The organism is Rothia kristinae NBRC 15354 (assembly GCF_001570865.1).
GTDB lineage: Bacteria > Actinomycetota > Actinomycetes > Actinomycetales > Micrococcaceae > Rothia > Rothia kristinae.
In genome coordinates this window covers 1-24762 of the sequence record NZ_BCSM01000010.1, presented here as the reverse complement: position 1 = coordinate 24762, position 24762 = coordinate 1, and the positions used below count along the sequence as shown (strand labels likewise).

Genomic DNA, 24762 nt, shown 5'->3' with positions numbered 1-24762 from the left:
GTGTCGCCCGGACCCCGGTATGACAAGGCCCCGGTGAGCTTCGGCTCACCGGGGCCTTCTCCGCACCCGCGGCCCGTGACGGCCGCGGGCCGGGACCTGGAACCCGTCGTCAGGAGGCCGGTCGCGCCTCCCGGCTGACCAGGTAGAGGGTCTGGGCCCAGCCGCGGGCGGCCACCGCCGGTGCCTCCAGCAGCGCCTGCTCATCCGGGGCGCGCCCGTCCCGGGCCTCGACGCGGGCGGCCTGCTCGAGCCGGGAGAACGCCTCGGCCTTATCCGCCCCGGAGACCAGGAACCAGATGCGCGCGGCCAGGTCGATCATCGGTCGGGTCATGGTCACCCGGCGCGGCGGCGGCTTCGGGGAGTCCTCGATGGGCAGCACGTCCACGGCGTCGTCGAGGATCTCCCGGCGTCCCGGGAAGAGGGAGGCCATGTGCCCGTCCGGACCCATGCCCAGCAGTGACACCGCGAACACCGGGGCCTTCTCGCCGGTCGGGGCGTGCTCGGCCAGCTCCCGGGCGTAGGCCTCGGCGGCCTCCCCGGGGGTGGGGTAGGCGTCCGATGAACCCATCGGGTGGATGTTGCCCGCCGGTACCTCGGCCCGGTCGAAGAAGACCTCGCGGACCTGCTGCACGTTGCGGTCCTCGTGGCCCTCCGGCACGTAGCGCTCATCGGACCACCAGAAGTGCACCCGGGACCAGTCCACGATCCGGTGCAGCGCGGAGTCGGCCAGCCGCTCCCACACGGCGATGCCGAGGGAGCCGCCGGTCAGGCACACGTGCACGTCCTCGTCGGTCTCGGCCAGCTCATCCGAGAGGGTCAGCGCCAGGCGGGCCGCCGCCGCCTGAGCCAGGGCCTCCTTGTCGGGGTGCTCCACGACCACCGGGGCCGGGGCGGGCACCAGGGGCTCGGCGGGGGAGAGAGGGGACTGCTCAGGCATCGAAGACCTCCGTGTATCGAGAGTGATCCTCATCCGCCGCGGGCTCCTGGTGCGTGCGGCACCAGTCCAGCGGCGTCGAGGTGAGGGCGTCCATCAGGACCTCGCCGTAGGCCTCGTCGGGATAGAGTCGACGCAGCTCCTCGGCCAGGCACTGGGACAGGGTGCGCACCGGCAGCGCGATCTGCTGCTCGGGGGCACCGGGCGGGCTCAGCGTGGCCACGCTGCGGCCGGGACGGTACAGGACGACCTCGCCGTCCTCCCGCTCCAGCCGCACCCGGTACAGGCCCCGCGGCTGGTCTGCGCCGGAGAACTCCACGGGGGCGCCCAGCCGGTGGCCCAGCCACGCCCCGAGCAGGATCACCGAGGGGGACCGGTCCGATCCCTCCACGATGACCTTGCGCACCGGGGAGGGCTCCAGGTCATCGAGCACGGCGGTGAGCTGGATGCGCCACTGCGTCAGCCGCGTCCAGGCCAGGTCCGTGTCCCCGGGCGCGAAGACCTCGCGCAGCCGGTGCAGGGCGCGCATCGCATCCGGCTCCCGGGCGGAGTCGGTGATCCGGCGGGTCGCGATCCGGCCCACCGAGTGATCGACCGGGGACTCCGGCAGCGCGTGCGGCCACCACGCCACGATCGGCGCGTCGGGCAGCAGCAGCGCGGAGAGCAGGGACTCGGTCGGGTGGGAGGATTCCCCCCAGCCGCGCAGCACGATGACCTCGCTGGCTCCGGCGTCCCCGCCGATGCTCACCTCGGCGTCCAGCCGGTTCGGCTTCTCGACGCTGTGGGCGATGTGCACGATGATCCGGCACGGGTGCTCCCGGCTGGCGGAGATCGCGGCCTGAACCGCGTTCTTGGAGTGCCCCTTCTCCGCCATGATGACCAGCGTGAGCACTCGACCCTGGGTGCGCAACCCGATCTCGCCGCGCAGGCGCGAGATCTCCTTGTCCACCTCGGAGGTGGTGGTGTCCTTCAGCTCGGTCCTCATTACGGCCTCCTCCAGGCCCGCCCGTCCCGGGCGAGCAGCTCATGAGCGGATTCCGGACCCCAGGATCCGGGCGCGTACGGCTCGGGCCGCACGTCGTGCTCGGCCCAGTGCCGTTCGAAGGGATCGAGGATCTTCCAGGACAGCTCGACCTCCTCGTGGCGGGGGAACAGCGGCGGCTCACCCAGCAGCACATCCAGGATCAGCCGCTCGTAGGCCTCCGGGCTGGACTCGGTGAAGGACTGGCCGTAGCCGAAGTCCATGGACACATCGCGCAGCTCCATCTGGGTCCCGGGGACCTTGGAGGCGAAGCGGATCGTCATGCCCTCATCCGGCTGGATGCGCAGCACGATCGCGTTCTGTCCGAACTCCTCGTGGTCGTTCTTCTGGAACAGCAGGTTCGGGGCGCGCTTGAACACGACGGCGATCTCCGTGACCCGCCGCCCCAGCCGCTTGCCGGCCCGCAGGTAGAACGGCACTCCGGCCCAGCGGCGGGTGTCGATGCCCAGCTTCAGCGCGGCGAAGGTCTCCGTGCGCGAATCCGGGGGAATGTCCTTCTCCTGCAGGAATCCGCTCACCGCGCGACCGCCCTGCAGCCCGGCCTCGTACTGCCCGAGGGCGGAGCCGGCGGAGAGGTCCTCGGGCAGGGTGACCGCCGCCAGGACCTTCGCCTTCTCGGCCCGCAGCTGCTGGGCGTCGAAGGTGATCGGCTCCTCCATCGCGGTCAGGGCCAGCAGCTGCAGCAGGTGGTTCTGGATGACGTCGCGGGCGGCGCCCACCCCGTCGTAGTACCCGGCGCGGGACCCGATGCCGATGTCCTCGGCCATGGTGATCTGCACGTGGTCCACGAAGTTCGCGTTCCACAGCGGCTCGAACATCTGGTTGGCGAAGCGCAGGGCCAGGATGTTCTGGACGGTCTCCTTGCCGAGGTAGTGGTCGATGCGGAACACGGAGTCGGCCGGGAACACCCGCTCGACGATCGCGTTCAGCTCCCGGGCGGAGTCCAGATCGTGCCCGAAGGGCTTCTCGATGACCACTCGCCGCCACCCGTGCTCCGTGTGCCGGCCCGCCAGGTCGTGGTCGGCCAGCTGCTGGCACACCGTCTCGAAGGCGTTCGGCGGGATCGAGAGGTAGAAGGCGTGGTTGCCCTGGGTCCCGCGCGTCTCGTCCAGCTCCGCGAGGGTCTCACCCAGGCGCCGAAAGGCCTCGCCGTCGTCGAAGGCGCCCTGCACGAAGCGGATGCCGGTGGTCAGCTGATGCCAGACGTCCTCCCGAAACGGGGTCCGGGAGTGGGCCTCCACCGACTCCCGAACCACCTGCTGGAACCGCTCATCGGACCAGTCCCGGCGCCCGAAGCCCACCAGCGCGAAGCTCGGGGGCAGCAGGCCGCGGTTCATCAGGTCGTAGATCGCCGGCAGCAGCTTCTTCTGCGCCAGGTCGCCGGTGACGCCGAACAGCACCAGCGCCGACGGACCGGCGACCCGGGTCAGGCGCCGATCCTTCGGGTCGCGCAGGGGATTGGGATCCGGCGGCAGAGCCGGGGAAGGGGACACAGGGGCTCCTCGTGTCGGGGATGGGTGCGGCGCGCTCCCGCCCCGTCCGCCGACGTCGAGAGGAGGCCGGCGGGCGGGGCGGAGGCGGGGTTCAGTCGTGCAGATTGGCGGTGACGGTCTCGAGCAGCTCCTCCCAGGAGGCCACGAACTTGTCGACCCCCTCGCGCTCGAGCTTCTCGACGACCTCCTGGTAGGAGATGCCCAGCTGCTCCAGCTCGTTGAGGACCCGCTCGGAGTCGTCGTAGGTGCCGGTGATCGTGTCCCCGGTGACCTCCGCGTGGTCGGCGGCCGCCTCCAGGGTCTTCTCCGGCAGGGTGTTCACGGTGTCCGGGGCCACCAGGCCGTCCACGTACATCGTGTCCGGGTAGGCCGGGTCCTTGGTGCCGGTCGAGGCCCACAGCGGCCGCTGGACCACGGCCCCCGCCTCGGCCAGCAGCTTCCAGCGCTCGGAGGAGAAGGCCTCCTGGAAGACCTGGTAGGCCAGCCGGGCATTGGCGAGGCCGGCCCGACCCTTCAGGGCCAGTGCCTGCTCGGTGCCGATCTGCTCCAGGCGGGCGTCCACCTCGGAGTCCACGCGGGAGACGAAGAAGGAGGCCACGGAGTGGATCTTGGACAGGTCGCGGCCCTGCTCCAGGGCCCGCTCCAGCCCCGTGAGGTAGGCGTTGATCACCGCGCGGTAGCGCTCGAGGGAGAAGATCAGGGTCACGTTGACGCTGATCCCCTCGGCGAGGGTCGCGGCGATCGGCTCCAGGCCCTCCTCGGTGGCCGGGATCTTGATCATCACGTTCTCACGGTCCACGGTCCGGTGCAGGCGCCGGGCCATCTCGGCGGTCTCCTCGCCCTTCACGGCCAGGCGGGGATCCACCTCGATGGAGACCCGCCCGTCCTGCCCGCGGGTCTGGCGGTAGATCGGGGCGAGCACGTCGCAGGCCTCGCGCACGTCGTCAGTGGTCACCGCGAACACGGATTCCTCGACGTCGCGGCCCTCCTCGGCCAGGCGGCGCATCTGGGCGTCGTAGCGGTCCCCGCGCGAGAGCGCCTGGGCGAAGATCGTGGGGTTGGTGGTCACGCCGACGACGTTGCGGGTCTCGACCAGCTCCTGCAGGTTGCCGGTCTCCAGGCGCTCACGGGAGAGGTCGTCCAGCCAGAGGGAGACTCCCGCGTCGGAGAGCTTCTGGGTCGCTTCGGTCATGGGTTCTCGTGCTCCTTCGCTCGAGGGATGGATGTCGGTGGGGGTTCAGCGGGCGGCGAGGGATTCCCGGGCCGCCTCGACCACGGCGTCGGCCGTGATGCCGAACTCGCGGAAGAGGGTCTGATAGTCCGCGGAGGCACCGAAGTGCTCCAGGGAGACCGCGCGCCCGCGCGAGCCCAGCAGGTCGTGCCAGGACTGGGCCAGGCCCGCCTCCACGCTGACCCGGGCGGTGATCCCGCGGGGGAGCACCTGCTCGCGGTACTCGGCGTCCTGGGCGTCGAACCACTCCCGGCAGGGCATGGAGACCACGCGGGCGGCGATGCCGTCGTCAGCCAGCTGGGTGCGGGCCTGCAGGGCCAGCTCCACCTCGGAGCCGGTGGCGATGAGGATGACGTCGGGCTCGCCCTCGGCGTCGGCCAGCACGTAGCCGCCGCGCGCGACACCCTCCGCGGAAGCGAACTTCTCCCCGTCCGCCTCCGGGTGCAGGTCCTGGCGGGCCAGGGTGGTGAGGTTCTGCCGGGTCAGCACGAGGCCGGCGGGGCGGTCCCGGTGCTCCAGGATCGTGCGCCAGGCCACCGAGGTCTCGTTGGCATCCGCCGGGCGCACGACGTCCAGGCCCGGGATGGCCCGCAGGCTCGAGAGCTGCTCGACCGGCTGGTGAGTGGGCCCGTCCTCGCCCAGGCCGATGGAATCATGGGTCCACACGTAGATGGAGGGGACTCCCATCAGCGCGGACAGGCGGATCGCCGGGCGCTGGTAGTCGCTGAAGATCAGGAAGGTCCCGCTGAAGGCGCGCGTGGGGGAGGAGAGCACGATGCCGTTGACGATCGCGGCCGCCGCGTGCTCCCGGATCCCGAAGTGCAGCACCCGCCCGTAGGGGCTGGCGGTGAACTTGGCGGTGGAGCGGGAGGTGGGGTTGAAGGAGGAGGCGTCCTCGATGGTGGTGTTATTGGATCCGGCCAGGTCCGCCGAGCCGCCCCACAGCTCGGGCAGCAGCGGGGCGACCGCGTTGATCACCTGGCCGCTGGCCGCGCGGGTGGCCAGGGAGCCGCCGGCCTCGAAGGCCGGGAAGGCGTCCCTGTACCCCTCGGGCAGGCGGCCCTCCTGAAGCCGATCCAGCAGCTCGGCCCGCTGCGGATTCGCCTCCCGCCACTGCTGGTAGGACCGATCCCAGGCGGCGCGCCGTTCGTCGCTGCGGGCCTGCAGGGCCCGGGTGTGCTCGATGACCTCGGGGGCGACGTCGAAGGTCTTCTCCGGATCGAAGCCGAGGACCTCCTTGGTCGCGCGCACCTCGTCGGCGCCGAGCTTGGAGCCGTGGATCCCGCCGGTGTTCTGCTTGGTCGGGGCGGGCCAGCCGATGATGGTGCGCAGGCTGATAAAGGTCGGCTTGTCCGTGACCTTCCGACCCTCCTGGATCGCGTCGTAGAGGGCCTGGACGTCCTCGCGGTATTCCCCGCCGGCCCGCCAGTCCACGGTGCGCACGTCCCAGCCGTAGGCGCGGTAGCGCTCGGCGACGTCCTCGGTGAAGGCGACGTCGGTGTCGTCCTCGATGGAGATCTGGTTCTGGTCGTAGATGACCACGAGGTTGCCCAGCTGCTGGTGCCCGGCCAGGGAGGAGGCTTCGCTGGTCACCCCCTCCTCGAGGTCCCCGTCGGAAGCGATGGTGAACACGGTGTGGTCGAAGGGGCTGCGCCCCGGAGCGGTGTCAGGATCCAGCAGGCCGCGCAGGTAGCGCTGGGCGTAGGCGAAGCCGACGGCGGAGGCCAGGCCCTGCCCCAGCGGGCCGGTGGTGATCTCCACGCCGCGGGTGTGCTTGTATTCGGGGTGCCCCGGGGTCAGCGACCCCCAGGTGCGCAGGGCCTGCAGGTCCTCCAGCTCCAGGCCGTACCCGCCGAGGTACAGCTGGATGTACTGGGTCAGGGAGGTGTGGCCGGGGGAGAGGATGAAGCGGTCCCGTCCGGTCCAGCGGTCATCGGAGGGATCCTGGCGCATGATCTTCTGGAAGAGCAGGTACGCCACCGGGGCGAGGCTCATCGCGGTGCCGGGATGGCCGTTGCCGACCTTCTCCACGGCGTCGGCGGCGAGGACCCGGGCGGTGTCCACCGCCCGTCGGTCCAGGTCGGTCCACTCGAGGTTCTCGCGGTCGTCGGACACGAGGCATGCCCCTTTCGTCTCGGAAGTCGTCTCGCGTGGCCCCGGTCCGACGGCGTCGCCGCGGCGCCGGCCCGATTCCCGAGCCCGCCGCGCGGCCACCGTATACCTGAAGGGGCCGCGGTGCTCCACCCAACTCTAGGCCACCGCCGCGCCGCGCGTCTGTCGGTGACGCTGTGGGCGGACGCCGCGAGTCCCGGGGGGGCGGCCCGCCGAGGGAGTGAAACATCACCGCACCGTCCTGGAAGGCCGCGCGGGCTGGGATATATGCTCGAAGGAAGCTGTGACCATCGCGCGCCCGTCGTGCGCGCCCGCCCCGAGACCGGGAGGACAGCGGCATCGATCGCGTAAGGAAGCACCTGTGAAGCGCCAGAGCACGGACCATGGATCCCTCCTGGAGGCCAAGCCCGCCGTCCCCGCCCCCGCCGGGAAGACCGGCCGGGTGGGCCTGCGCCGCAAGCTGCGCGCCTACCTCCTGCTGACCAAGCCGCAGGTCATCGAGCTGCTGCTGGTGACCACCGCGCCGACCATGATCTTCGCGGCCGGCGGGATGCCCTCGCTGTGGCTGATCCTGAACACGATGCTCGGCGGGGCGATGGCCGCGGGGGGCGCCGGCGCCTTCAACTGCTGGATCGACCGCGAGGCCGATCGGCTCATGAAGCGCACGGAGCGCCGCCCCCTGGTCACCGGGGAGGTCTCGGATCGCGAGGCGCTGATCTTCGCCTGGGCGCTGTCCGCGGTCTCCGTGGTGTACCTGAGCCTGGCCGTGAATCTCCTGGCCGGGGCGCTGGGCCTCGTCGCGATCCTGCTGTACGTGGTCTTCTACTCCCTGTTCCTCAAACGCCGGACCTCCCAGAACATCGTCTGGGGCGGGATCGCCGGGTGCATGCCCGTGTTCATCGCCTGGGCCGCCGTGCAGGGGACCCTCAGCTGGGCCGCCGTCGTGCTGTTCCTCGTGATCTTCCTGTGGACCCCGCCGCACTACTGGCCGCTGTCGATGAAGTACGCGGAGGACTACCAGCGCGCGGGGATCCCGATGCTCGGGGCGATCGCGTCGGCCAAGGCCGTGTCCGTGCAGGTGGTGCTCTACGCCTGGGCCACGGTGATCTGCTCGCTGCTGCTGATCCCAGTGGGCGGGGCCGGCTGGGTCTACGGCCTCACGGCGCTGGGCGCCGGGGCCTGGTTCATCTGGACCTGCCACCGGCTGCACGCGCTGGCCATGGCCGAGCAGGCCACCAGCCGCACCGCGATGGTCGTCTTCCACGCCTCCATCACCTACCTGACGGTGCTGTTCGTCGCGGTGGCCGTGGACCCCTTCGTCGGCGGCGCCGTCCTCTGAGGACGGCGCCCGCCGCGTTCCGGGGCGGCGTTGCGTCAGGCCTCGGTCCCCGCGATCTCCTGCGCCGCACGCCACTCCGGGGCCGTGACGGTGTGCACCAGGGCCGTCTCCCGACGGGTGGGCTGGGCCAGCACCGCCATCCGGTCGTAGGCGGCGGCCGCGGCCCACACGGTCAGCCCGGCGCCCAGCAGGTGCAGCTCCACCATCCAGATCGGCAGGCCGTTGAAGTACTGCAGGTAGCCGATGCCGCCCTGCAGCACCAGCACCCCCACCATCCGCAGCAGCGCCGCCCGCACCCCGGGGGCCCAGCCCCGGCGCACGCACAGGGTGATGCCCAGGGCCACGGTCAGCACGGTCAACCACACGGAGATCGAGTGCATCCGGGCGACCATCACGGCGTCGAAGGCGTGGCGGGCGCTGGTGGCGTCCCCGGAATGCGGGCCGGTGCCGGTGACCAGGGTGCCCAGGTACACGGCGATGCCCGTCAGCGCCAGCAGGATCGCCCCCAGGCGTCCCATCGTCGGATCCGACTCCTCGAGGCGCTCCAGCCGCTCGACCTCGCGCACCCGCGGCAATGAGTAGCGTCGGGTGCGGCTCCACAGGGCCGCGGCCAGCGCGATCATCACGGCCGAGAGCACGAAGTGCACCCCGACCATCCAGGGATTCAGGCGCAGCCATACGGAGAAGCCGCCGACCACGGCCTGCACCGGGATCCCCGCGAACAGCAGGATCGCCAGCCAGAACAGGTCGCGGTACTCGGTGCGCAGGCGCATCACGGCCAGGACGGTCAGCACGGCGACGATCCCGAGGAGCCCGGTGAGGGTGCGGTTGCCGAATTCGATGAAGCCGTGGATCCCCATCTCCGGGACGTTGTTCCAGGAGTCGTCCGTGCAGCGCGGCCAGGTGGGGCAGCCCAGCCCGGACTGGGTCAGGCGCACCAGCCCCCCGGTGATCACCAGCAGCAGGTTCGCCAGCACCGACGCCAGGGCCGTGCCGCGCACCCACCCGGTGACGGTCAGCGGGGTCAGCACGCGCCAGAGGCGGGCCGGCGCGGAGTCGGAAGGGGTGCGGGTCTGGGGCTGTGTGCTGCTCGTGCTCAAGCGGACACCTCGCGTCCTGGTCGTGGGCTGAATCGTCAAAAGGGGCCGGGGCGCATTCCCGGTTTCCGCGTGCGTGCGGGGCGCTGGGCCCCCGTCGATTATCCGCCGTCGGTGGTGCGCGGAGCCAACCGTGACGCCGTGATGCCCGCGTCAGATGCCTGCGACGCCGACGCTGGCGGGCAGGCGCAGGGAATGCTCAGGACCACCGGAACAGCCGGCGCGCCAGCAGCCCGGCGGCCGCGGCCCAGACCAGCAGCACCAGGTGCGGACCCCACAGCGGCCCCTGGCCCAGCATCTCCGCGCGCAGCGCCGAGCCCAGGGCCCCGGAGGGCAGCAGCTCGATCAGGGCGGCGGCCGCGCCGGGGAAGTGCCGGGCCGGCAGCAGCGTGCCGCCGACGGTGGCCAGCAGGACCCACAGCGTGTTGACCACGGCCAGGGTCGCCTCGGCCCGGATCGTACCGGCCACCAGCAGCCCCAGGGCGGTGAAGGCCGCGGCCCCGAGCACCAGGGTGGGCACGGAGGCCAGCACCGCCGTCGGGCGCGGCTCCCAGCCCAGGAACAGCCCGACCGCGCCCATCACGGCGTACTGCACGACCATGACCCCCAGCACCGCCAGGGCCTTGCCGGCGATCAGCCCGCCGCGACCCAGGGGAGTGGTGGACAGGAAGCGCAGGACCCCGTAGCGGCGGTCGAAGCCGGTGGCGATGCCCTGACCGGACAGGGCCGTGGAGATCGTGCACAGGGCGAGGATCCCGGGCATCGCCAGGTCCACCCGGGACGCGCCGAACTCCCGGGCCCATCCGTCGAGGAAACCCGTGCTGGTCAGGCCGATCAGCGCCATCAGCGGGAACAGGATGAGCAGCAGCAGCTGTTCGCCGTTCTTCAGCATCGCCAGGATCTCGTATCCGCCCTGGCGCAGGATCCGCCGGGCGGCCGGTGCCGGCCGGCCCGTGCGGCGGGTGAAGTCCGTGGGAGTCGCGCTCACGACCGCTCTCCTTCCGAGATGTCCAGGAACAGGTCCTCCAGGGAGCGCGGGGTCAGCTCAAGGTGCGTCGGCAGCACGTCCTGCCGCTCCCACCCGGCGGTCAGCGCCGCCAGGTGCGCCGGGCCCAGGGGGCCGGTGAGGGTGTACGCGCCGGGGGAGTCCTCCGACAGCGTGAGCCCCGCGCGCAGCTGCTGGGGGAGGAGGTCCTCGATCCCGAGCCCGCAGCGCGGCAGGGTGAACACGAGGGTCTGGGCGTCGCGGGAGCCGGCCAGCAGCTGATCCACCGTGCCCTCCAGGACCACCTTCCCGGCGTCCATGATGTAGACCTGGTCCGCCAGCCGCTCGGCGTCGTCCATGAGGTGGGTGGTCAGCACGACGGCGGTCCCGGCAGCCCTCACCTCGCGGATCAGGTCGAAGACCACCTTGCGCGAGTGCGGGTCCAGCCCGGCCGAGGGCTCGTCCAGGAAGAGCACCTCCGGGCCGCCTGCCAGGGCGGCGGCCAGGCTGACCCGCTGGCGCTGCCCGCCGGACAGGCGCCGGATGGTGGTCCCGTCGAACTCATCGATGCCCAGTCGCCGGATCAGGGCATCCATGTCCACCGGGTCCTCATACATCGAGGCCACGTGGTGCAGCAGGGGCACGGGCCGGATCGCCTGGGGCAGTCCGCCGTCCTGGAGCATGATGCCCACGCGGGCGCGCAGCTGCGGCCCGGCCCGCCATGGATCCTCGCCCAGCAGGCGCACGGTACCGGAGCTCGGGCGCACCAGGCCCTGGGCGCAGGACAGCGTGGTGGTCTTGCCGGCGCCGTTGGTGCCCAGCAGGGCGGTCACGGACCCGGCGCGCGCGCTCAGGCTCACCCCGTCGACGGCGCACACCGTGCGCCCGCCCCGGGTCCGGCGGGAACCGGCGGCGGGGAACTCCTTGCGCAGCCGCTGCACCAGCACGGCGGGCTGCTCGTCGGCGAGGGGCCCCGGCGCGGTCTCCGCGGGGGCCACGGCGGTCGGGGTGGATCCGTGGTTCGGCACCGTCCCAGTGTACGGTCCGCGGCGGGAGGGCAGGGGCATCTCGGGGCTCGCGCCTCCACCGAGTGGTCCCTGCGGGCGGGTGGCACGAGGAAAGGTCTGCCTCACTGGATCGCCCGGAACAAATAAGCACATACTTTGGTTGTGTATTCCGTGAAGCAGAAGCAGTCCGCGCCCCGCGCCGCCGGTGCCGGGGAGCCCGAGGAGAGGACGCGCGACCGCGTCCTCCAGGGCGTGCTGGCTCACGGTCCGGTCTCCGCGGCCGACCTCGCCAGCGCCCTCGGGCTCACCCCGGGGGCCATCCGGCGCCACCTCGAGGCCCTGGAGAAGGACCAGCTCGTGGAAGTCACCCTGGTGCGCAAGCCCGGGGCGGGGGCCGGCAGGCCCGCCCGGCGCTACGTCGTCGCCCCCCAGGGTCACGCCCAGCTGGGCAACGACTACCTGGACATCGCCCTGGACTCCCTGCGCACCCTGCGGGCGGCACTCGGGGAGGGGGCCCTGGAGCGCTTCGCCCAGTCGCGCTTCGAGGAGATGGAGCGGCGCTACCGCCCCGTCGTTGAGGCGGCGGGCCCGGACATCGGCGCCCGCGCCCGGGCCCTGGGGGACGCGATGACCCGCGACGGCTTCGTCGCCAGCACCTCCACGATGGCCATGAGCGAAGCCGCCAAGGCGGTGGAGCTTCCGGAGCACCTGCTCTCCAGCGTCCAGCTGTGCCAGGGCCACTGCCCGGTGCGGGACCTGGCCGAGGAGTTCCCGGAGTTCTGCGACGAGGAGACCCGCATGATCGCCTCGCTGCTGGGGGTGGACGTGCGCAGGCTGTCCACCATGGCCGGCGGGGCCCACGTCTGCACCACGCACATCCCGCTCGCGCGGGGAGCACAAGCCAGCGTTTCAGGAAGAAACGTCCGACCCACCAAGGAAGGCTCACATGACTGAACAGGTTGAGCGCCAGGCCGACGGAGGAGTCATCTCCGAGATCCTGGAGAAGAACCCGGAGCTCGAGGGCATCGGGAACTACCAGTACGGCTGGTACGACTCCGACGCCGCCGGGCAGGCCGCCCGGCGCGGGCTGAGCGAGGAGGTCGTCCGGGACATCTCCGCGAAGAAGAACGAGCCCGAGTGGATGCTGCAGCTGCGGCTGAAGGGCCTGAAGTTCTTCGACCGCAAGCCCCTGCCCACGTGGGGTGCGGACCTGTCCGGGATCGACTTCGACAACATCAAGTACTTCGTGCGCTCCACGGAGAAGCAGGCCGAGTCCTGGGAGGAGCTGCCCGAGGACATCCGGGAGACCTACGAGAAGCTGGGCATCCCCGAGGCCGAACGCAACCGCCTGGTGGCCGGCGTGGCCGCGCAGTACGAGTCCGAGGTCGTGTACCACCAGATCCGCGAGGACCTGGAGAAGCAGGGCGTGATCTTCATGGACACGGACACCGCCCTGAAGGAGCACCCCGAGTTCTTCGAGGAGTACTTCGGCACCGCGATCCCCGTCGGGGACAACAAGTTCGCGGCGCTGAACACGGCCGTGTGGTCCGGCGGCTCCTTCGTGTACGTGCCCAAGGGCGTGCACGTGGAGATCCCGCTGCAGGCCTACTTCCGCATCAACACCGAGAACATGGGCCAGTTCGAGCGGACCCTGATCATCGCCGACGAGGACTCCTACGTCCACTACATCGAGGGCTGCACCGCCCCGATCTACAAGTCGGACTCGCTGCACTCCGCGGTCGTGGAGATCATCTGCAAGAAGAACGCCCGCGTGCGCTACACGACCATCCAGAACTGGTCCAACAACGTCTACAACCTGGTGACCAAGCGGGCCATCGCCCACGAGGGCGCCACCATGGAGTGGATCGACGGGAACATCGGCTCCAAGGTCACCCAGAAGTACCCGGCCGTCTACATGGTCGGCGAGCACGCCAAGGGCGAGACCCTGTCCATCGCCTTCGCCGGCGAGGGCCAGCACCAGGACACCGGCTCCAAGATGGTGCACATCGCCCCGAACACCTCCAGCTCGATCGTCTCCAAGTCCGTGGCCCGCTCCGGCGGACGCGCCGCGTACCGTGGGCTCGTGCAGATCCGGGAGGGGGCGCACAACTCCAAGAACAACGTGGTGTGCGACGCCCTGCTGGTGGACACCATCTCCCGCTCGGACACCTACCCGTACATCGACATCCGCGAGGACGACGTGACCCTGGGCCACGAGGCCACCGTGTCTCGCGTGTCCGAGGAGCAGCTGTTCTACCTCCAGCAGCGCGGCCTGCCCGAGGACGAGGCCATGGCGATGATCGTGCGCGGGTTCGTCGAGCCGATCGCGCGCGAGCTGCCCATGGAGTACGCGCTCGAGCTGAATCGTCTGATCGAACTCCAGATGGAAGGATCCGTAGGCTAACCCGATGACTGAGCAGATCAACAAGGAGCACCCCGCCGCCGAACCGGAGAAGGTCGACGGCGTGCACACCGGCGAGTCCCGGGTGGCCATCCCCGGGATGAGCGAGGAGGGCGAGAAGCTCTCCCCGGAGCTGACCGCCGACGACACGATCCGGGTGCGCAAGTCCGCCAACGCCGGGCAGCCCGGGTCCCAGGTCATGCACTCCCGGGCCGAGCGGCCCTGGAGCCACGACGTCGCCGACTTCGCCGAGCCCACCGGGCGCGAGGAGGAATGGCGCTTCACCCCGGTGAAGAAGCTCGCCCCCGTCTTCGCCGACGCCCCCACCGAGGACGGCGCCCTGCAGATCGAGGTCGACGCCCCGCAGGCCTGGCAGGCTCCGGCCCTGGGCCGCACCGAGGCCCCGCGCGGGACCGTGCTGCGCCCGGCCGACCGGGCCGCCGTCGTCGGCTCCGCCAACGCCGAGTCCGCGACCCACCTGGTCATCCCGCAGGATGAGGAGCGCAGCCAACCCGTGACCGTGCGCCTGCGCGGACAGGCCGAGGGCCGCCGAGCCAACTCCCACCTGGTCATCGAGGCGCGGCCGAACTCCCACGCGACCGTGGTCCTGGAGCACACCGGCACCGCCTACCACAACGGCAACGTCGAGGTGATCGTCGGCGACGGGGCGAGCCTGTCCGTGATCTCCCTGCAGCTGTGGGAGGACTCCGCGATCCACGTGGGCCAGCACGACGCGCAGGTCGGGCGCGATGCCCACTACCGCCACGTCAACGTGACCCTCGGCGGCGGCATCGTGCGGCTGAACGCGAACGTCCGCTACGCCGGGGAGGGCGCCGACGCCCAGCTGTTCGGGCTGTACTTCGCCGACGCCGGCCAGCACCTGGAGCACCGCTCCTTCGTGGACCACAACGCCCCGGACAACACCTCCAACGTGCTCTACAAGGGCGCGCTGCAGGGGCAGGACGCGCACACCGTGTGGGTCGGGGACGTGCTGATCCAGAAGGAGGCCGAGGGCACCGACAGCTACGAGAAGAACCAGAACCTCGTGCTCACCGACGGCGCCCGCGCCGACTCCGTGCCGAACCTGGAGATCGAGACCGGCGTCATCGAGGGCGCCGGGCACGCCTCGACCACCGGTCAGCTGGACGGGGACCACCTGTGGTACCTCATGGCCCGCGGCATCCCCGAGAAGCAGGCCCGCCGCCTGGTGGTGCGCGGCTTCCTCAACGAGATCATCCAGCAGATCCGGGTGGATGAGCTCGAGGAGCGGCTCATGGACGCCCTCGAGGACGAGCTGGCCATCAGCGACAACTGACCCCTCGGGCCCGTGCGGCCCGCCCCGACTTCCCTTCCCAAGGAGGAATCCCTTGTCCACTCTGGAAATCAAGGACCTGCACGTCTCGGTCATCCTCGATGACGAGAACACCAAGCCCATCCTCAAGGGCGTGAACCTGACCATCAACTCCGGCGAGATCCACGCGATCATGGGCCCCAACGGCTCCGGCAAGTCCACGCTGGCCTCGACCATCGCCGGGCACCCCAAGTACCGCGTGGACTCCGGCGAGATCCTGCTCGACGGCGAGGACGTCACCGAGATGTCCGTGGACGAGCGCGCCCGCGCCGGGCTGTTCCTGGCCATGCAGTACCCGGTGGAGATCCCCGGGGTGACCATGTCCAACTTCCTGCGCTCGGCCAAGACCGCCGTGGACGGCGAGGCCCCGGCCCTGCGCACCTGGACCAAGGACGTCAAGGCGGCCATGGGCCAGCTGAAGATCGACCCGGATTTCGTGACCCGCAACGTCAACGAGGGCTTCTCGGGCGGGGAGAAGAAGCGCCACGAGATCCTGCAGCTGGAGCTGCTCAAGCCCAAGTTCGCGATCCTGGACGAGACCGACTCCGGGCTGGACATCGACGCCCTGCAGGTGGTCTCCGAGGGCGTGAACCGCGCCCACGACGCCAACGACATGGGCGTCATGCTGATCACCCACTACACGCGCATCCTGCGCTACATCAAGCCCGACTTCGTCCACGTTTTCGTGGACGGCAAGATGGCCGACCAGGGCGGGCCCGAGCTGGCCGAGCGCCTGGAGGAGGAGGGCTACGTCAACTACCTCCAGAACCGGGAGGCCGCCCAGGCATGACCGAGACCGCACCCGCCGGGCGGCCCTCCGACCAGGAGATCGAGGACGCCCTGGCCAACGTCATCGACCCGGAGCTCGGGGTCAACATCGTGGACCTGGGCCTGCTGTACGGGACCCGCTGGAACGAGGAGGACGGCGCCCTGGTCATGGACATGACCCTGACCACCGCCGCCTGCCCCCTGCAGGACGTCATCGAGGAGCAGGTCGCCCAGAACCTCGAGCCGCTGATCGACCAGTGGCACGTGAACTGGGTGTGGATGCCGCCGTGGGGTCCCGAGCGGATCACCGAGGAGGGCCGGGACCAGATGCGCGCCCTCGGCTTCAACATCTGATCCCGCGGCACCGACCCGACGCGGTGACCGCACGCCGCTAGGATGAGGGGTCGGCGGGCGCCTGTGGGCCCGCCGGCCCCTCGTCTCGCCCCATCCCACTCCCGCAACCGAAAGGCTGGCCGTAAGCCCTTGCTGACCGTCTCCCACCTCGAACTGCGCGCCGGCGCCCGACTGCTCATGGAGGATGTGAGCTTCCGCATCAACCGCGGGGACAAGATCGGGCTGGTCGGACGCAACGGCGCCGGCAAGACCACGATGACCAAGGTCCTGGCCGGGCAGACCCTGCCCGCCGACGGCGAGGTCACCCGCTCCGGGTCCATCGGCTACCTGCCGCAGGACCCGAAGGTCGAGGACATGACCCAGTCCGCCCGGGACCGGATCTTCTCCGCCCGCAACCTCGCCGGGGTCGTCTCCCGGATGCGGCGCACCCAGGAGGAGATGGCCAGCGAGGACGAGTCCGTGCGGGCCAAGGCCCTGCGCCGCTACGACCGGCTGGAGGCCGAGTTCATCGCCGGCGGCGGGTACGCGGCCGAATCCGAGGCCGCGACCATCACCCACAACCTGGACCTGCCCGATCGCGTCCTGGACCAGCCCCTGTCCACCCTCTCCGGCGGGCAGCGGCGTCGTGTGGAGCTGGCCCGCATCCTCTTCCAGGGTGCTGACACCATGCTGCTGGACGAGCCGACCAACCACCTCGACGCCGATTCGATCGAGTGGCTGCGGGAGTTCCTGCGCACCTACTCGGGCGGCCTGCTGGTGATCAGCCACGACGTCGCCCTGATGGAGCTGGTGGTCAACAAGGTGCTGTACCTGGACGCCATACGCTGCGTGGTCGACGAATACAACATGGACTGGAAGCACTACCTCGCCCAGCGCGAGCAGGACGAGGCCCGGCGCAAGCGGGAGCGGTCCAACGCGCAGAAGAAGGCCGGGGCCCTGATGGCCCAGGCGGAGAAGATGCGCGCCAAGGCGACCAAGGCCGTGGCCGCCCAGCAGATGATCAAGCGGGCCGAGCGGCTGATGCGCGAGGTCGAGCCGGAGCAGGCCCAGGACCGGGTGGCCGCGATCCGCTTCCCGGCGCCGGCCCCCTGCGGGAAGACCCCGCTGCGGGCCCAGGGGCTGTCGAAGTCCTACGGGTCCCTGGAGATCTTCACCAACGTGGACCTGGCCATCGACCGCGGCTCGCGCGTGGTGGTGCTGGGCCTGAACGGGGCCGGCAAGACGACCCTGCTGCGCATGCTCGCCGGGGTGTCCGCCCCGGACTCCGGCCAGGTGCAGCCCGGGCACGGGCTGAAGCTGGGCTACTTCGCCCAGGAGCACGACACCCTGGACGGCAGCCGCACCGTGCTGGAGAACATGCGCACCGCCGCACCGGATCTGCAGGACACCCAGGTGCGCACCATCCTCGGATCCTTCCTGTTCTCCGGGGACGACGTCGCCAAACCCGCCGGGGTGCTCTCCGGCGGGGAGAAGACCCGCCTGGCCCTGGCGACCCTGGTGGCCTCCTCGGCCAACGTGCTGCTGCTGGATGAGCCGACCAACAACCTGGATCCGGCCAGCCGCGAGGAGATCCTCAACGCGCTGAAGACCTACGAGGGCGCGATCGTCATGGTCTCCCACGACGAGGGCGCGGTGGAGGCGCTGAACCCGGAGCGGGTGCTCATGCTGCCCGACGCGGTGGAGGACCACTGGTCCCAGGAGTACCAGGACCTCATCAGCCTCGCCTGAGCCGGCGGGCCGGGGCGGTCCCGGGTCGGCGTCGGGGCCGTCGGCTCTGTCGGCTCAGTCGCGATCCACCGGGTCCGCGTCGCGGGAGCGGGCCATCGCGTCCAGCAGGGCGTCCTCCTCCTCGGCGTCCGTCGGACGGCTGCGGGCCTTGGCGAGCTTGGGGCGCACGATCGACTTCATGTGCGGGGGCATGTCGTCGATCATCTCCATCTGACGGCGCACCACCGCCTCGTCCTCGGTGCCGATGTAGGTGCCGTCCTCGGCGTAGTAGCTGCGGAACCGGCGCTGCAGCTCCTCGGCCAGCTGGGCATCCAGGCGATCGTTGCGCACCTTCTGCCGGGCGCACCAGCCGTAGGCCACGTACACCAGCACCGCGAAGGAGTACCACTGCAGGGAGTAGGACAGGTTGGGTCCGGCGCTCTGCTCCGGGGCGGACAGCTGCTGCGGCCGCTGGGCCGGGGCGGGATCCTCCGAGGCCATGATCCCGTAGGCGGCCTCGGCCAGATCCAGTCCCGTCTGCCGGGCGTAGTCCGGCAGGTCCACGGACTGGATCTGCCCGGCCGGGGCGGAGCGGTCCGTGGAGGGCTCACCCGCGTGCAGCCGGGCCGTGACCTGCACCGTCCCCGACGGCGGGACGGGCACTGCCTGGGCCGGAGCCGCGTTGGAGTCCCCGGCGGGCACCCAGCCGCGGTCGATCACCACGATTTCACCCTGCGAGGTGCGTAGCGGCACCAGCACCTCGAAGCCGACGGCGCCCTCGTGCGGGCGGTTGCGCACCAGCACCTGGTGCTCGGGCAGGTACCGCCCCTGCACGCGGGCCGGGGTCCACTGCCGGTCGGGATCGAAGCGCTCGAACTGCTCCAGCGCGGCCTGGCCCTCCAGGGGGCGGGCGTCGTAGTTCTCGCTGATCAGGTTGTTGCGGTGATCCAGGGCCTCCTTGCGGTCCATCTGCCAGCCGGCCAGGTACACGCACAGCAGGGAGAACAGCACGCAGACCAGGAAGCCCGCGATCCACCGGCCGCTGACGAGAAATCGGTACACGGAAGTCAGGGGCTCCTCTCGGATCGGGAAAGGGTAAGGGAGGGGAAAGGGCGGGCGTCAGTCGTCGGGGGCGTCCATCGGGCGGATGTCCCGCAGGAATCCGCGGGCCCGCAGGAATCGCGCCAGGTGCTCCCGGTGTTCCTCGCAGGCCAGCCACGTCTTGCGCCGCTCGGGGGCGTGGATCTTCGGGTTGTTCCATTCCAGGCGCCAGCGGGCCGGGGCGGTGCACCCGCGGCGGGAGCACACGGGCCGCTCCGGTGCGGGCGGTTCCCGGCCGACGCCGAGCAGGTCGGTCAGGTCCATGACCGCCCCTTGCGCGGATCCGGCCCGTCCCCGCCGGTTCCGCGCGTCGGCGAGGCGCCCGGGCCCTCGCGGAACTCGCCCTCGATGACGTCCTCCCGCGGCGTGCTCGCGTGATCCCCGGAGAGATCGGGCGAGGGCAGGGGGCGCGGCGCGGGATCGGTGTAGGCGGAGACGTCGCGCACCTCCGCGCGATCGCTGCCGTTGGCCAGGACCACCGCCACCCACGGCAGCACCATGGCCGCGCCCACGCAGGTCCAGCGGATCCAGCCGTCGGTGACTAGCGCCAGGACGATGCACACCAGGCGCAGGGCCATCTTCAGCGCGTAGCGGCGCATCCGCGTCTCGACGCCCTGACTGTGCGGGGCCTGCGCCCCGGTGATGGAGTACGCCTCGGGCTCCTCCCGGCGGGATGCGCGGGAGCGCGACGTCGTGGCCTCGGACATGGGACACCGCCCTCCTCACCGGATGATCGCGGCGCCCGCCCGGTGCTCATGGAGAGGGGGACCCGCTGGGTTGATGACCGTGCCCATTGTGTCACCTCCGGCTCCGATCGGCAGGGGCCGGTGTCCGGGATCCCACCGGGCGGGCCGGAGGGGACCTCGGCTAGGATGGGGGCGATTCCATCCACCGCATCCCGGGAAGGACCCCGATGAGCATCGAGCACCCCGACGAACCCGCCACGACCCCCCGCACCGTGCTGGTGACCGGCGGCAACCGGGGGATCGGACGCAGCATCGCCGAGGCCTTCCGCGAGCAGGGGCACCGGGTCTGCGTGACCTACCGCTCGGGCGAGGCGCCTGAGGGCTTCTTCGCGGTGCAGGCCGACGTGACCGACGCAGCCTCCGTGGACCGGGCCTTCTCCGAGATCGAGGCCGAGTTCGGCCCGGTGGAGGTCCTGGTCGCCAACGCCGGGATCACCCGCGACACCCTCCTGCTGCGGATGAAGGAGGAGGACTTCTCCGCGGTCATCGACACCAACCTCACCGGCGCGTTCCGGGTGGTGCAGCGGGCGGCCAAGGGGTTCCTGCGGAAGAAGTTCGGTCGCGTCATCCTGATCTCCTCCGTCGTCGGGCTCTACGGCTCCCCGGGCCAGCTGAACTACGCGGCCTCCAAGGCCGGGCTGGTGGGCATCGCCCGCTCCCTGACCCGCGAGCTGGGGTCGCGCAACGTCACGGCCAACGTCGTGGCCCCCGGGTACATCCAGACCGAGATGACCGACGCCCTGCCGGAGGAGACGCAGCAGAAGTACCTCGAGGCGATCCCCGCCAAGCGCTACGGGCAGGCCGAGGAGGTCGCGCGCGTGGTCCGCTGGCTGGCCGGGGAGGACGCCGGGTACATCTCCGGAGCCGTGATCCCCGTCGACGGCGGGCTCGGCATGGGCCACTGAGACACATCGCGGGAATCCCCTCCGGGGGACCCGCGCACCGATCATCCGCCGCGAGCCGGGCCCGCCTGAACGAGGCGGGCCCGGGTGCGGCATCGAGGAAAGGACACGAAGCAATGGGACAGTTGGACGGGAAGTCCGCGATCATCACCGGCTCCTCGCGGGGGGTTGGGGCGGACACGGCCAAGCTGCTGGCCGCCGAGGGCGCCGGCGTCGTGGTGAACTACCGGCAGAAGGCCCCGCGGGCCAAGAAGGTGGTCCAGGCGATCGAGGAGGCCGGGGGCCGCGCCGTCGCCGTGGGAGCGGACGTCACGAAGCACGAGGACGTGCAGACCCTGGTGGACACGGCGGTGCAGACCTACGGGGGCCTGGACGTGCTGGTGCTCAACGCCTCCGGCGGCATGGAGACCGATCTGGGGGAGGACTACGCGCTGCGGCTGAACCGCGACGCGCAGCTGGATGTGCTGCGCACCGCCGCCGCCGTGATGCGCCCCGGGGGTCGGGTCGTGTACGTGACCAGCCACCAGGCGCACTTCATCCGCGAGGTCGAGACGATGCCCGAGTACGAGGCCGTCGCCCGCTCCAAGCGCGCCGGAGAGGACGCCCTCACCGAGGAGATCCCGCAGCTGTCCGAGAGGGGCATCGACTTCGTCGTCGTCTCGGGGGACATGATCGAGGGCACCGTCACCGCGACCCTGCTCAACCGGGCTCGCCCCGGGGCGCTGGAGGCCCGTCGGGCGGAGGCCGGGAAGCTGTACTCGGTCGAGGAGTTCGCCTCCGAGGTCGCCGCGATGGTCACGGCCGGTGTTCCCACCGGCCACGTGGAGCTGGTCGGCGGGGCCAAGGGCTTCGTAGACTGATCGACACCGCCTCGGTGCCGCCGGTCCCGGATCGGCGGCACCCGTGCTGTCGCGCTCAGCCCAGCAGCGCCAGCAGCGCATCCAGCCGCGGCACGGGGATCCGTGCCGCGGCTGCCGCGTCCAGGGTCGGCTTGGCGCAGTAGGCGACGCCCAGTCCGGCGGCCTCGACCATGAGCAGGTCGTTGGCGCCGTCGCCCATCGCCGTCGTCGCCTCTTCGGCGACGCCGAGCTCCCCGGCCCAGGCGGTCAGGGCGCGGCGCTTGGCCGCGGCATCCACCACGGGCCCGAGCACCCGACCGGTCAGGCGGGGTCCGGACCCGTCGTCGGCGATCTCCAGGCCGTTGGCCAGGGTCCGATCCAGCCCGAGGCTTGCACCCAGGGAATCCAGGATCGCACAGAAGCCGCCGGAGACGGCGCCGATCCGATCCCCCCGGGCGTGCAGCCGCGCCACCAGCTCGCGCGCCCCCGAATTCAGGACGAGGTCCTCGCGCACCTCCTCCAGCACGCTGGCCGACAGGCCCGCCAGGGCGGCGACTCGTTCGCGCAGGGAGGCCGCGAAATCCAGCTCCCCCCGCATGGCCCGCTCGGTGATCGCCGCGATCCGCTCGCGGGCCCCGGCGCGGGCGCCCAGCTCGTCGATGACCTCCTGGCCGATCAGTGTGGAGTCCACGTCCGTGACCACCAGTCGGGGGGTGCCCTCCGGCAGCGCGGGCACGGCCATGACCTGCCAGCGCGCCTGCGGATCCAGGGCGTCCAGGACGCTCTGCACCCGTTCGACGCCGGGGTCCGGGACCTCCAGGTTCACGTCAGCTTCCGACCCTGCGGCGGCTCCGTGAGCGGAAGACTCCGCATCGGCTGCGAGCGTCGGGGGCCAGCGCAGCACGCGGAACCCGGGGCCGGGGGCCTGGCGGGGTCCCCGGCGAGCGGAGGTGCCGCCGTCGCGCGGGGGAAGGGGCGGCACGTGGATCTCCTCGACCCCCGCCGGAAGGCCGATTCCTGCGGCGGCTGCGCGTTGCACCAGCGCCGTGGGCCGGGTACGGGATCCGAGCAGCCCGGGCACGGCCTCCGTCCTCTCCCCGGGTGCTGGCACGGGCAGCTGCCCCAGCGGCGGCGCGGCCGAGGCGGGGGCGGAGGAGGACCGGTTCTCCTCGGACGGGGGACGGGAGGAGAAGGCGATGAGACGGCGGGGGTCGGACATGTCCCCATCGTAGGTGCCGTGCCGAGAGGGACCGTCGGTGGGGGATCGGAGAGCGGTCGCGGGTGCGGCTGGCGTCCGGGCGGCGGTACGGTGATCGAAAGCCGCCGGCGTCCTCGGATGCCCGCGGGTGGTTCGTCGGAAGAGGACGTCATGGCCGAGTATCCCGCGTACGTGTGCACCCCCGAGGTGCGCTGGTCGGATCAGGATCTGCTGGGGCACGTGAACAACGCCCGGGTGATCACCCTGATCGAGGAGGCCCGCATCCGGTGGCTCCGAGAGGCCTGGGACCGGACCGATGTGCGGGATCGCCCGACGCTCGTGGCGGGAATGGAGCTGAACTACCGCCGCCCCGTCGTCTACGGGCCGCAGCTGAGCGTGGAGCTCGGCGTCGGGCGCGTGGGCCGCAGCTCGTACACGATCACCTGCCGCGGCATCCAGGACGGTCGGGTGGCCTTCGACGGCCTGACGGTGATGGTCATGGTCGATGCCGAGACCGGTGAGCCCACGGCCCTGAGCGAGCGGGAGCGGGATCTGCTCGGTCGCTACGGCAGCTTCGACCCGGAGGACCCGACGCGGCTGGACTGAGTCGCCGGTGCGGAGGCGTCGCCCCCCCGGAGCTGTGGACAACCTTCCGGCCGGGGCGTGGGATGGGCTAGTCTCGGGGGACTTGAGTGATTCACATCGCATGATCCTCGTCTGACCCTCGAGCACCCGGAGGCTCCCGTGGCCCGTTCGCACCGTCCCGCATCATCCCTGGCGCCGCTGGTCCTGGCCGGCGCCCTCCTGCTGTCCGGCTGCGGGGGTGAGAGCAGCGGTGAGGTGGTCGGCACCGCGGATCCGCAGGCATCGGCCAGCGCCTCGGCCGGCGGCGCTGGATCCCCGTCGGCGTCCTCGACCGGGTACGAGAAGGCGACGCCGGAGCACCCGGCCCGCAACGTGCCGGTGCCGAGCCTGCCGGACGTGGGCAGGGAGGAGACCGACGCCGGGGCGAGGGCGTTCCTCCAGTACTGGGCGGACTCCCTGAACTACCTCCTGCAGACCGGGGACCCGCAGTACGTCCGCGAAGCGATGTCGGCGGACAACGACCAGTTCACCAAAGTCATGGAGAACTACGAGCGGTACTACCGCGAGGGCAAGTGGAGCGTGGGCACGGAGCAGCAGATCGACATCAAAGCTCAGGAGCTCACCAAGAACCCTGACGGTGAGTGGATGATCAATGTCAGCCTGAACCGCACTCCCGGAAAGATCTACTCTCGCAGTGGGATGGATGAGGGGATCGCGGGACAGGACTTCAACAATCAGCCTCTTGAGGCCTACCTGACGCGGGACCAAGGTGTGTGGAAACTGTCGGGATTCGGGGGTATCCAAGATGTCGATTACGGTCTCTGATGCAAAGACGCCCTGGAAGGCTTGGATCTTCCTCCTCGCGTCATGGACACTCTTCCTCAATTCACCCGCTGCGTTGGCTGATGGCACAGGGGGAGGGTGGAGCGATGAGCGAACGATCAGCATCCACGGGAAGGAGTCAACACGCCCGGGAGGGCGGCCACCGGAGGACCAACCCCCTTCCTCGGGAAATGATTCAGCTGGGGCGGGAAGCCCGTCTAAGCCGACGGAAGAAGACCCCTACGAATATTTCGCATATTATGGGTGCCCGAAACCTGGTGATGACGTTCCCGGAGACGCCTGCACACTCAACGCCTCCTGTTCGGTGGGGGAGGGGAAGCGGGGGATTGTGCACCTGATCTTCCGTCGCCTCAGAGCAGGGGGCGAATGGGAGTCCACGGGAACGCAATACTGCGCCGCCCCCGGCTCCCAGTCCCCCGAAGATGCCGCCCAACGAGTCACCGCACCGCCGAACCCGACCGTCACCGCCGAAGATCTGCAGAAGATGCCCATCCAGCCGGGGACCGTGAGCATCCAGCCCGGCCCCAACACGCTGAAGAACTACCACACCAACATCTACGTCGACAGCCGGCCCCAGGAACTGGAGGTCACCCTGTTGGGGCAGCCGGTGCGGGTGCGGGCCACCCCGGTCTCCTACACTTTCGGCTACGGCGACGGCACCACCACCGGCCCCACCACCGACCCCGGGCGCGCCTTGCCGGAGAACAGCTGGGACACCCCCACCTCG

At 71.0% G+C, this 24762-nt stretch carries 23 protein-coding genes and 1 pseudogene; 12 read left to right on the top strand and 12 right to left on the bottom strand.

The features are described from left to right. Window positions 1–109 precede the first annotated feature (109 nt). From pgl to tkt, 5 genes are all read right to left on the bottom strand, one after another. Entirely contained in the window at window positions 110–937 is an 828-nt protein-coding gene (gene pgl / locus KKR01S_RS07085; RefSeq protein WP_058748412.1) for a 6-phosphogluconolactonase, read from the bottom strand. Continuing rightward, window positions 930–1919 (bottom strand): glucose-6-phosphate dehydrogenase assembly protein OpcA, encoded by a 990-nt coding sequence (locus KKR01S_RS07080; RefSeq protein ID WP_058731199.1) that lies wholly within the window; start codon window positions 1917–1919, stop codon window positions 930–932. The genes pgl and KKR01S_RS07080 overlap by 8 nt, the downstream gene beginning before the upstream one ends. After that, window positions 1919–3430: a glucose-6-phosphate dehydrogenase gene (zwf, locus tag KKR01S_RS07075; RefSeq protein ID WP_058731204.1), complete on the bottom strand. Its 1512-nt coding sequence runs from the start codon at window positions 3428–3430 to the stop codon at window positions 1919–1921. The genes KKR01S_RS07080 and zwf overlap by 1 nt, the downstream gene beginning before the upstream one ends. 130 nt (window positions 3431–3560) lie before the next feature. After that, entirely contained in the window at window positions 3561–4661 is a 1101-nt protein-coding gene (gene tal, locus KKR01S_RS07070) for a transaldolase (RefSeq protein ID WP_058731198.1), read from the bottom strand. Between the two features lie 45 nt (window positions 4662–4706). Beyond that, a complete protein-coding gene (tkt, locus tag KKR01S_RS07065) occupies window positions 4707–6815 on the bottom strand; it encodes a transketolase (RefSeq protein ID WP_058731197.1) in 2109 nt (702 codons plus the stop codon). Window positions 6816–7206: 391 nt separating this feature from the next. On the opposite strand from tkt, the gene KKR01S_RS07060 reads away from it, so the two are divergent. Continuing rightward, window positions 7207–8151: a heme o synthase gene (locus KKR01S_RS07060; RefSeq protein WP_058731203.1), complete on the top strand. Its 945-nt coding sequence runs from the start codon at window positions 7207–7209 to the stop codon at window positions 8149–8151. Between the two features lie 35 nt (window positions 8152–8186). On the opposite strand, the gene KKR01S_RS07055 is transcribed toward KKR01S_RS07060, so the two are convergent. The 3 genes from KKR01S_RS07055 to KKR01S_RS07045 all read right to left on the bottom strand — a co-directional run bounded on the left by KKR01S_RS07055 (window position 8187) and on the right by KKR01S_RS07045 (window position 11300). Beyond that, window positions 8187–9251 carry a COX15/CtaA family protein gene (locus KKR01S_RS07055; RefSeq protein ID WP_061225640.1) on the bottom strand — a complete coding sequence of 355 codons (1065 nt, stop codon included), beginning with the start codon at window positions 9249–9251 and terminating at the stop codon, window positions 8187–8189. Between the two features lie 196 nt (window positions 9252–9447). Next, entirely contained in the window at window positions 9448–10236 is a 789-nt protein-coding gene (locus KKR01S_RS07050) for an ABC transporter permease (RefSeq protein ID WP_058731195.1), read from the bottom strand. Beyond that, window positions 10233–11300 carry an ABC transporter ATP-binding protein gene (locus KKR01S_RS07045; protein WP_081101624.1) on the bottom strand — a complete coding sequence of 356 codons (1068 nt, stop codon included), beginning with the start codon at window positions 11298–11300 and terminating at the stop codon, window positions 10233–10235. Before KKR01S_RS07045 ends, KKR01S_RS07050 begins: the two co-directional genes overlap by 4 nt. Window positions 11301–11411: 111 nt before the next feature. Here KKR01S_RS07045 and KKR01S_RS07040 point away from each other — a divergent pair, with 111 nt between their 5' ends. The 6 genes from KKR01S_RS07040 (at window position 11412) to KKR01S_RS07015 (ending at window position 17842) form a co-directional block, all read left to right on the top strand. Further along, a complete protein-coding gene (locus KKR01S_RS07040; RefSeq protein WP_369472975.1) occupies window positions 11412–12194 on the top strand; it encodes a helix-turn-helix transcriptional regulator in 783 nt (260 codons plus the stop codon). Continuing rightward, entirely contained in the window at window positions 12187–13644 is a 1458-nt protein-coding gene (sufB, locus tag KKR01S_RS07035) for a Fe-S cluster assembly protein SufB (RefSeq protein WP_058731193.1), read from the top strand. Before KKR01S_RS07040 ends, sufB begins: the two co-directional genes overlap by 8 nt. A 97-nt stretch (window positions 13645–13741) precedes the next feature. After that, window positions 13742–14956 carry a Fe-S cluster assembly protein SufD gene (sufD, locus tag KKR01S_RS07030; protein WP_061225671.1) on the top strand — a complete coding sequence of 405 codons (1215 nt, stop codon included), beginning with the start codon at window positions 13742–13744 and terminating at the stop codon, window positions 14954–14956. A 52-nt stretch (window positions 14957–15008) separates the two neighbouring features. Beyond that, complete coding sequence (gene sufC / locus KKR01S_RS07025) at window positions 15009–15782, top strand: Fe-S cluster assembly ATPase SufC (RefSeq protein WP_058731192.1); 774 nt, start codon at window positions 15009–15011, stop codon at window positions 15780–15782. Next, window positions 15779–16114, top strand: a complete 336-nt coding sequence (locus tag KKR01S_RS07020; RefSeq protein ID WP_058731191.1) for a metal-sulfur cluster assembly factor — start codon at window positions 15779–15781, stop codon at window positions 16112–16114. The genes sufC and KKR01S_RS07020 overlap by 4 nt, the downstream gene beginning before the upstream one ends. Window positions 16115–16243: 129 nt before the next feature. Continuing rightward, window positions 16244–17842 carry an ABC-F family ATP-binding cassette domain-containing protein gene (locus tag KKR01S_RS07015; protein WP_061225638.1) on the top strand — a complete coding sequence of 533 codons (1599 nt, stop codon included), beginning with the start codon at window positions 16244–16246 and terminating at the stop codon, window positions 17840–17842. 54 nt (window positions 17843–17896) lie between these two features. On the opposite strand, the gene KKR01S_RS07010 is transcribed toward KKR01S_RS07015, so the two are convergent. The 3 genes from KKR01S_RS07010 to KKR01S_RS07000 are packed head-to-tail and all read right to left on the bottom strand — an operon-like array spanning window position 17897 to window position 19629. After that, the gene (locus KKR01S_RS07010) at window positions 17897–18883 is read right to left on the bottom strand and encodes an SURF1 family cytochrome oxidase biogenesis protein (protein WP_244884123.1); all 987 of its coding nucleotides are present in this window, start codon (window positions 18881–18883) and stop codon (window positions 17897–17899) included. A gap of 57 nt (window positions 18884–18940) precedes the next feature. After that, window positions 18941–19186 carry a hypothetical protein gene (locus tag KKR01S_RS07005; protein WP_058731188.1) on the bottom strand — a complete coding sequence of 82 codons (246 nt, stop codon included), beginning with the start codon at window positions 19184–19186 and terminating at the stop codon, window positions 18941–18943. Further along, window positions 19177–19629 (bottom strand): DUF3099 domain-containing protein, encoded by a 453-nt coding sequence (locus KKR01S_RS07000; RefSeq protein ID WP_058731187.1) that lies wholly within the window; start codon window positions 19627–19629, stop codon window positions 19177–19179. The genes KKR01S_RS07005 and KKR01S_RS07000 overlap by 10 nt, the downstream gene beginning before the upstream one ends. A 206-nt stretch (window positions 19630–19835) precedes the next feature. Here KKR01S_RS07000 and KKR01S_RS06995 point away from each other — a divergent pair, with 206 nt between their 5' ends. Together KKR01S_RS06995 and KKR01S_RS06990 are read left to right on the top strand one after the other, a co-directional pair. Continuing rightward, window positions 19836–20573, top strand: a complete 738-nt coding sequence (locus tag KKR01S_RS06995) for a beta-ketoacyl-ACP reductase (protein WP_058731186.1) — start codon at window positions 19836–19838, stop codon at window positions 20571–20573. 113 nt (window positions 20574–20686) lie between these two features. Continuing rightward, window positions 20687–21430 carry an SDR family oxidoreductase gene (locus KKR01S_RS06990; protein ID WP_058731185.1) on the top strand — a complete coding sequence of 248 codons (744 nt, stop codon included), beginning with the start codon at window positions 20687–20689 and terminating at the stop codon, window positions 21428–21430. Window positions 21431–21485: 55 nt separating this feature from the next. Here KKR01S_RS06990 and serB read toward each other — a convergent pair whose 3' ends face one another. Further along, entirely contained in the window at window positions 21486–22628 is a 1143-nt protein-coding gene (gene serB, locus KKR01S_RS11350) for a phosphoserine phosphatase SerB (protein ID WP_244884122.1), read from the bottom strand. Between the two features lie 150 nt (window positions 22629–22778). Between serB and KKR01S_RS06980 the strand changes: the two genes are divergently transcribed. The 3 genes and pseudogenes from KKR01S_RS06980 to KKR01S_RS06970 all read left to right on the top strand — a co-directional run. Continuing rightward, a complete protein-coding gene (locus tag KKR01S_RS06980; protein WP_058731184.1) occupies window positions 22779–23213 on the top strand; it encodes an acyl-CoA thioesterase in 435 nt (144 codons plus the stop codon). A 138-nt stretch (window positions 23214–23351) separates the two neighbouring features. Next, complete coding sequence (locus KKR01S_RS06975; protein ID WP_058731183.1) at window positions 23352–24017, top strand: DUF6318 family protein; 666 nt, start codon at window positions 23352–23354, stop codon at window positions 24015–24017. Window positions 24018–24519: 502 nt separating this feature from the next. After that, window positions 24520–24762, top strand: a pseudogene (locus KKR01S_RS06970) (hypothetical protein); the annotation flags it as partial.

Excerpts from the sequence above, each read along its gene's own strand:
- pgl (WP_058748412.1), bottom strand. The coding sequence starts at position 937 with ATGCCTGAGCAGTCCCCTCTCTCCCCCGCCGAGCCCCTGGTGCCCGCC.
- KKR01S_RS07080 (WP_058731199.1), bottom strand. The coding sequence starts at position 1,919 with ATGAGGACCGAGCTGAAGGACACCACCACCTCCGAGGTGGACAAGGAG.
- tal (WP_058731198.1), bottom strand. The coding sequence starts at position 4,661 with ATGACCGAAGCGACCCAGAAGCTCTCCGACGCGGGAGTCTCCCTCTGG.
- KKR01S_RS07045 (WP_081101624.1), bottom strand. The coding sequence starts at position 11,300 with ATGCCCCTGCCCTCCCGCCGCGGACCGTACACTGGGACGGTGCCGAAC.
- sufB (WP_058731193.1), top strand. The coding sequence starts at position 12,187 with ATGACTGAACAGGTTGAGCGCCAGGCCGACGGAGGAGTCATCTCCGAG.
- sufD (WP_061225671.1), top strand. The coding sequence starts at position 13,742 with ATGAGCGAGGAGGGCGAGAAGCTCTCCCCGGAGCTGACCGCCGACGAC.
- KKR01S_RS07020 (WP_058731191.1), top strand. The coding sequence starts at position 15,779 with ATGACCGAGACCGCACCCGCCGGGCGGCCCTCCGACCAGGAGATCGAG.
- KKR01S_RS07005 (WP_058731188.1), bottom strand. The coding sequence starts at position 19,186 with ATGGACCTGACCGACCTGCTCGGCGTCGGCCGGGAACCGCCCGCACCG.
- KKR01S_RS07000 (WP_058731187.1), bottom strand. The coding sequence starts at position 19,629 with ATGTCCGAGGCCACGACGTCGCGCTCCCGCGCATCCCGCCGGGAGGAG.
- KKR01S_RS06995 (WP_058731186.1), top strand. The coding sequence starts at position 19,836 with ATGAGCATCGAGCACCCCGACGAACCCGCCACGACCCCCCGCACCGTG.
- KKR01S_RS06990 (WP_058731185.1), top strand. The coding sequence starts at position 20,687 with ATGGGACAGTTGGACGGGAAGTCCGCGATCATCACCGGCTCCTCGCGG.
- serB (WP_244884122.1), bottom strand. The coding sequence starts at position 22,628 with ATGTCCGACCCCCGCCGTCTCATCGCCTTCTCCTCCCGTCCCCCGTCC.
- KKR01S_RS06980 (WP_058731184.1), top strand. The coding sequence starts at position 22,779 with ATGGCCGAGTATCCCGCGTACGTGTGCACCCCCGAGGTGCGCTGGTCG.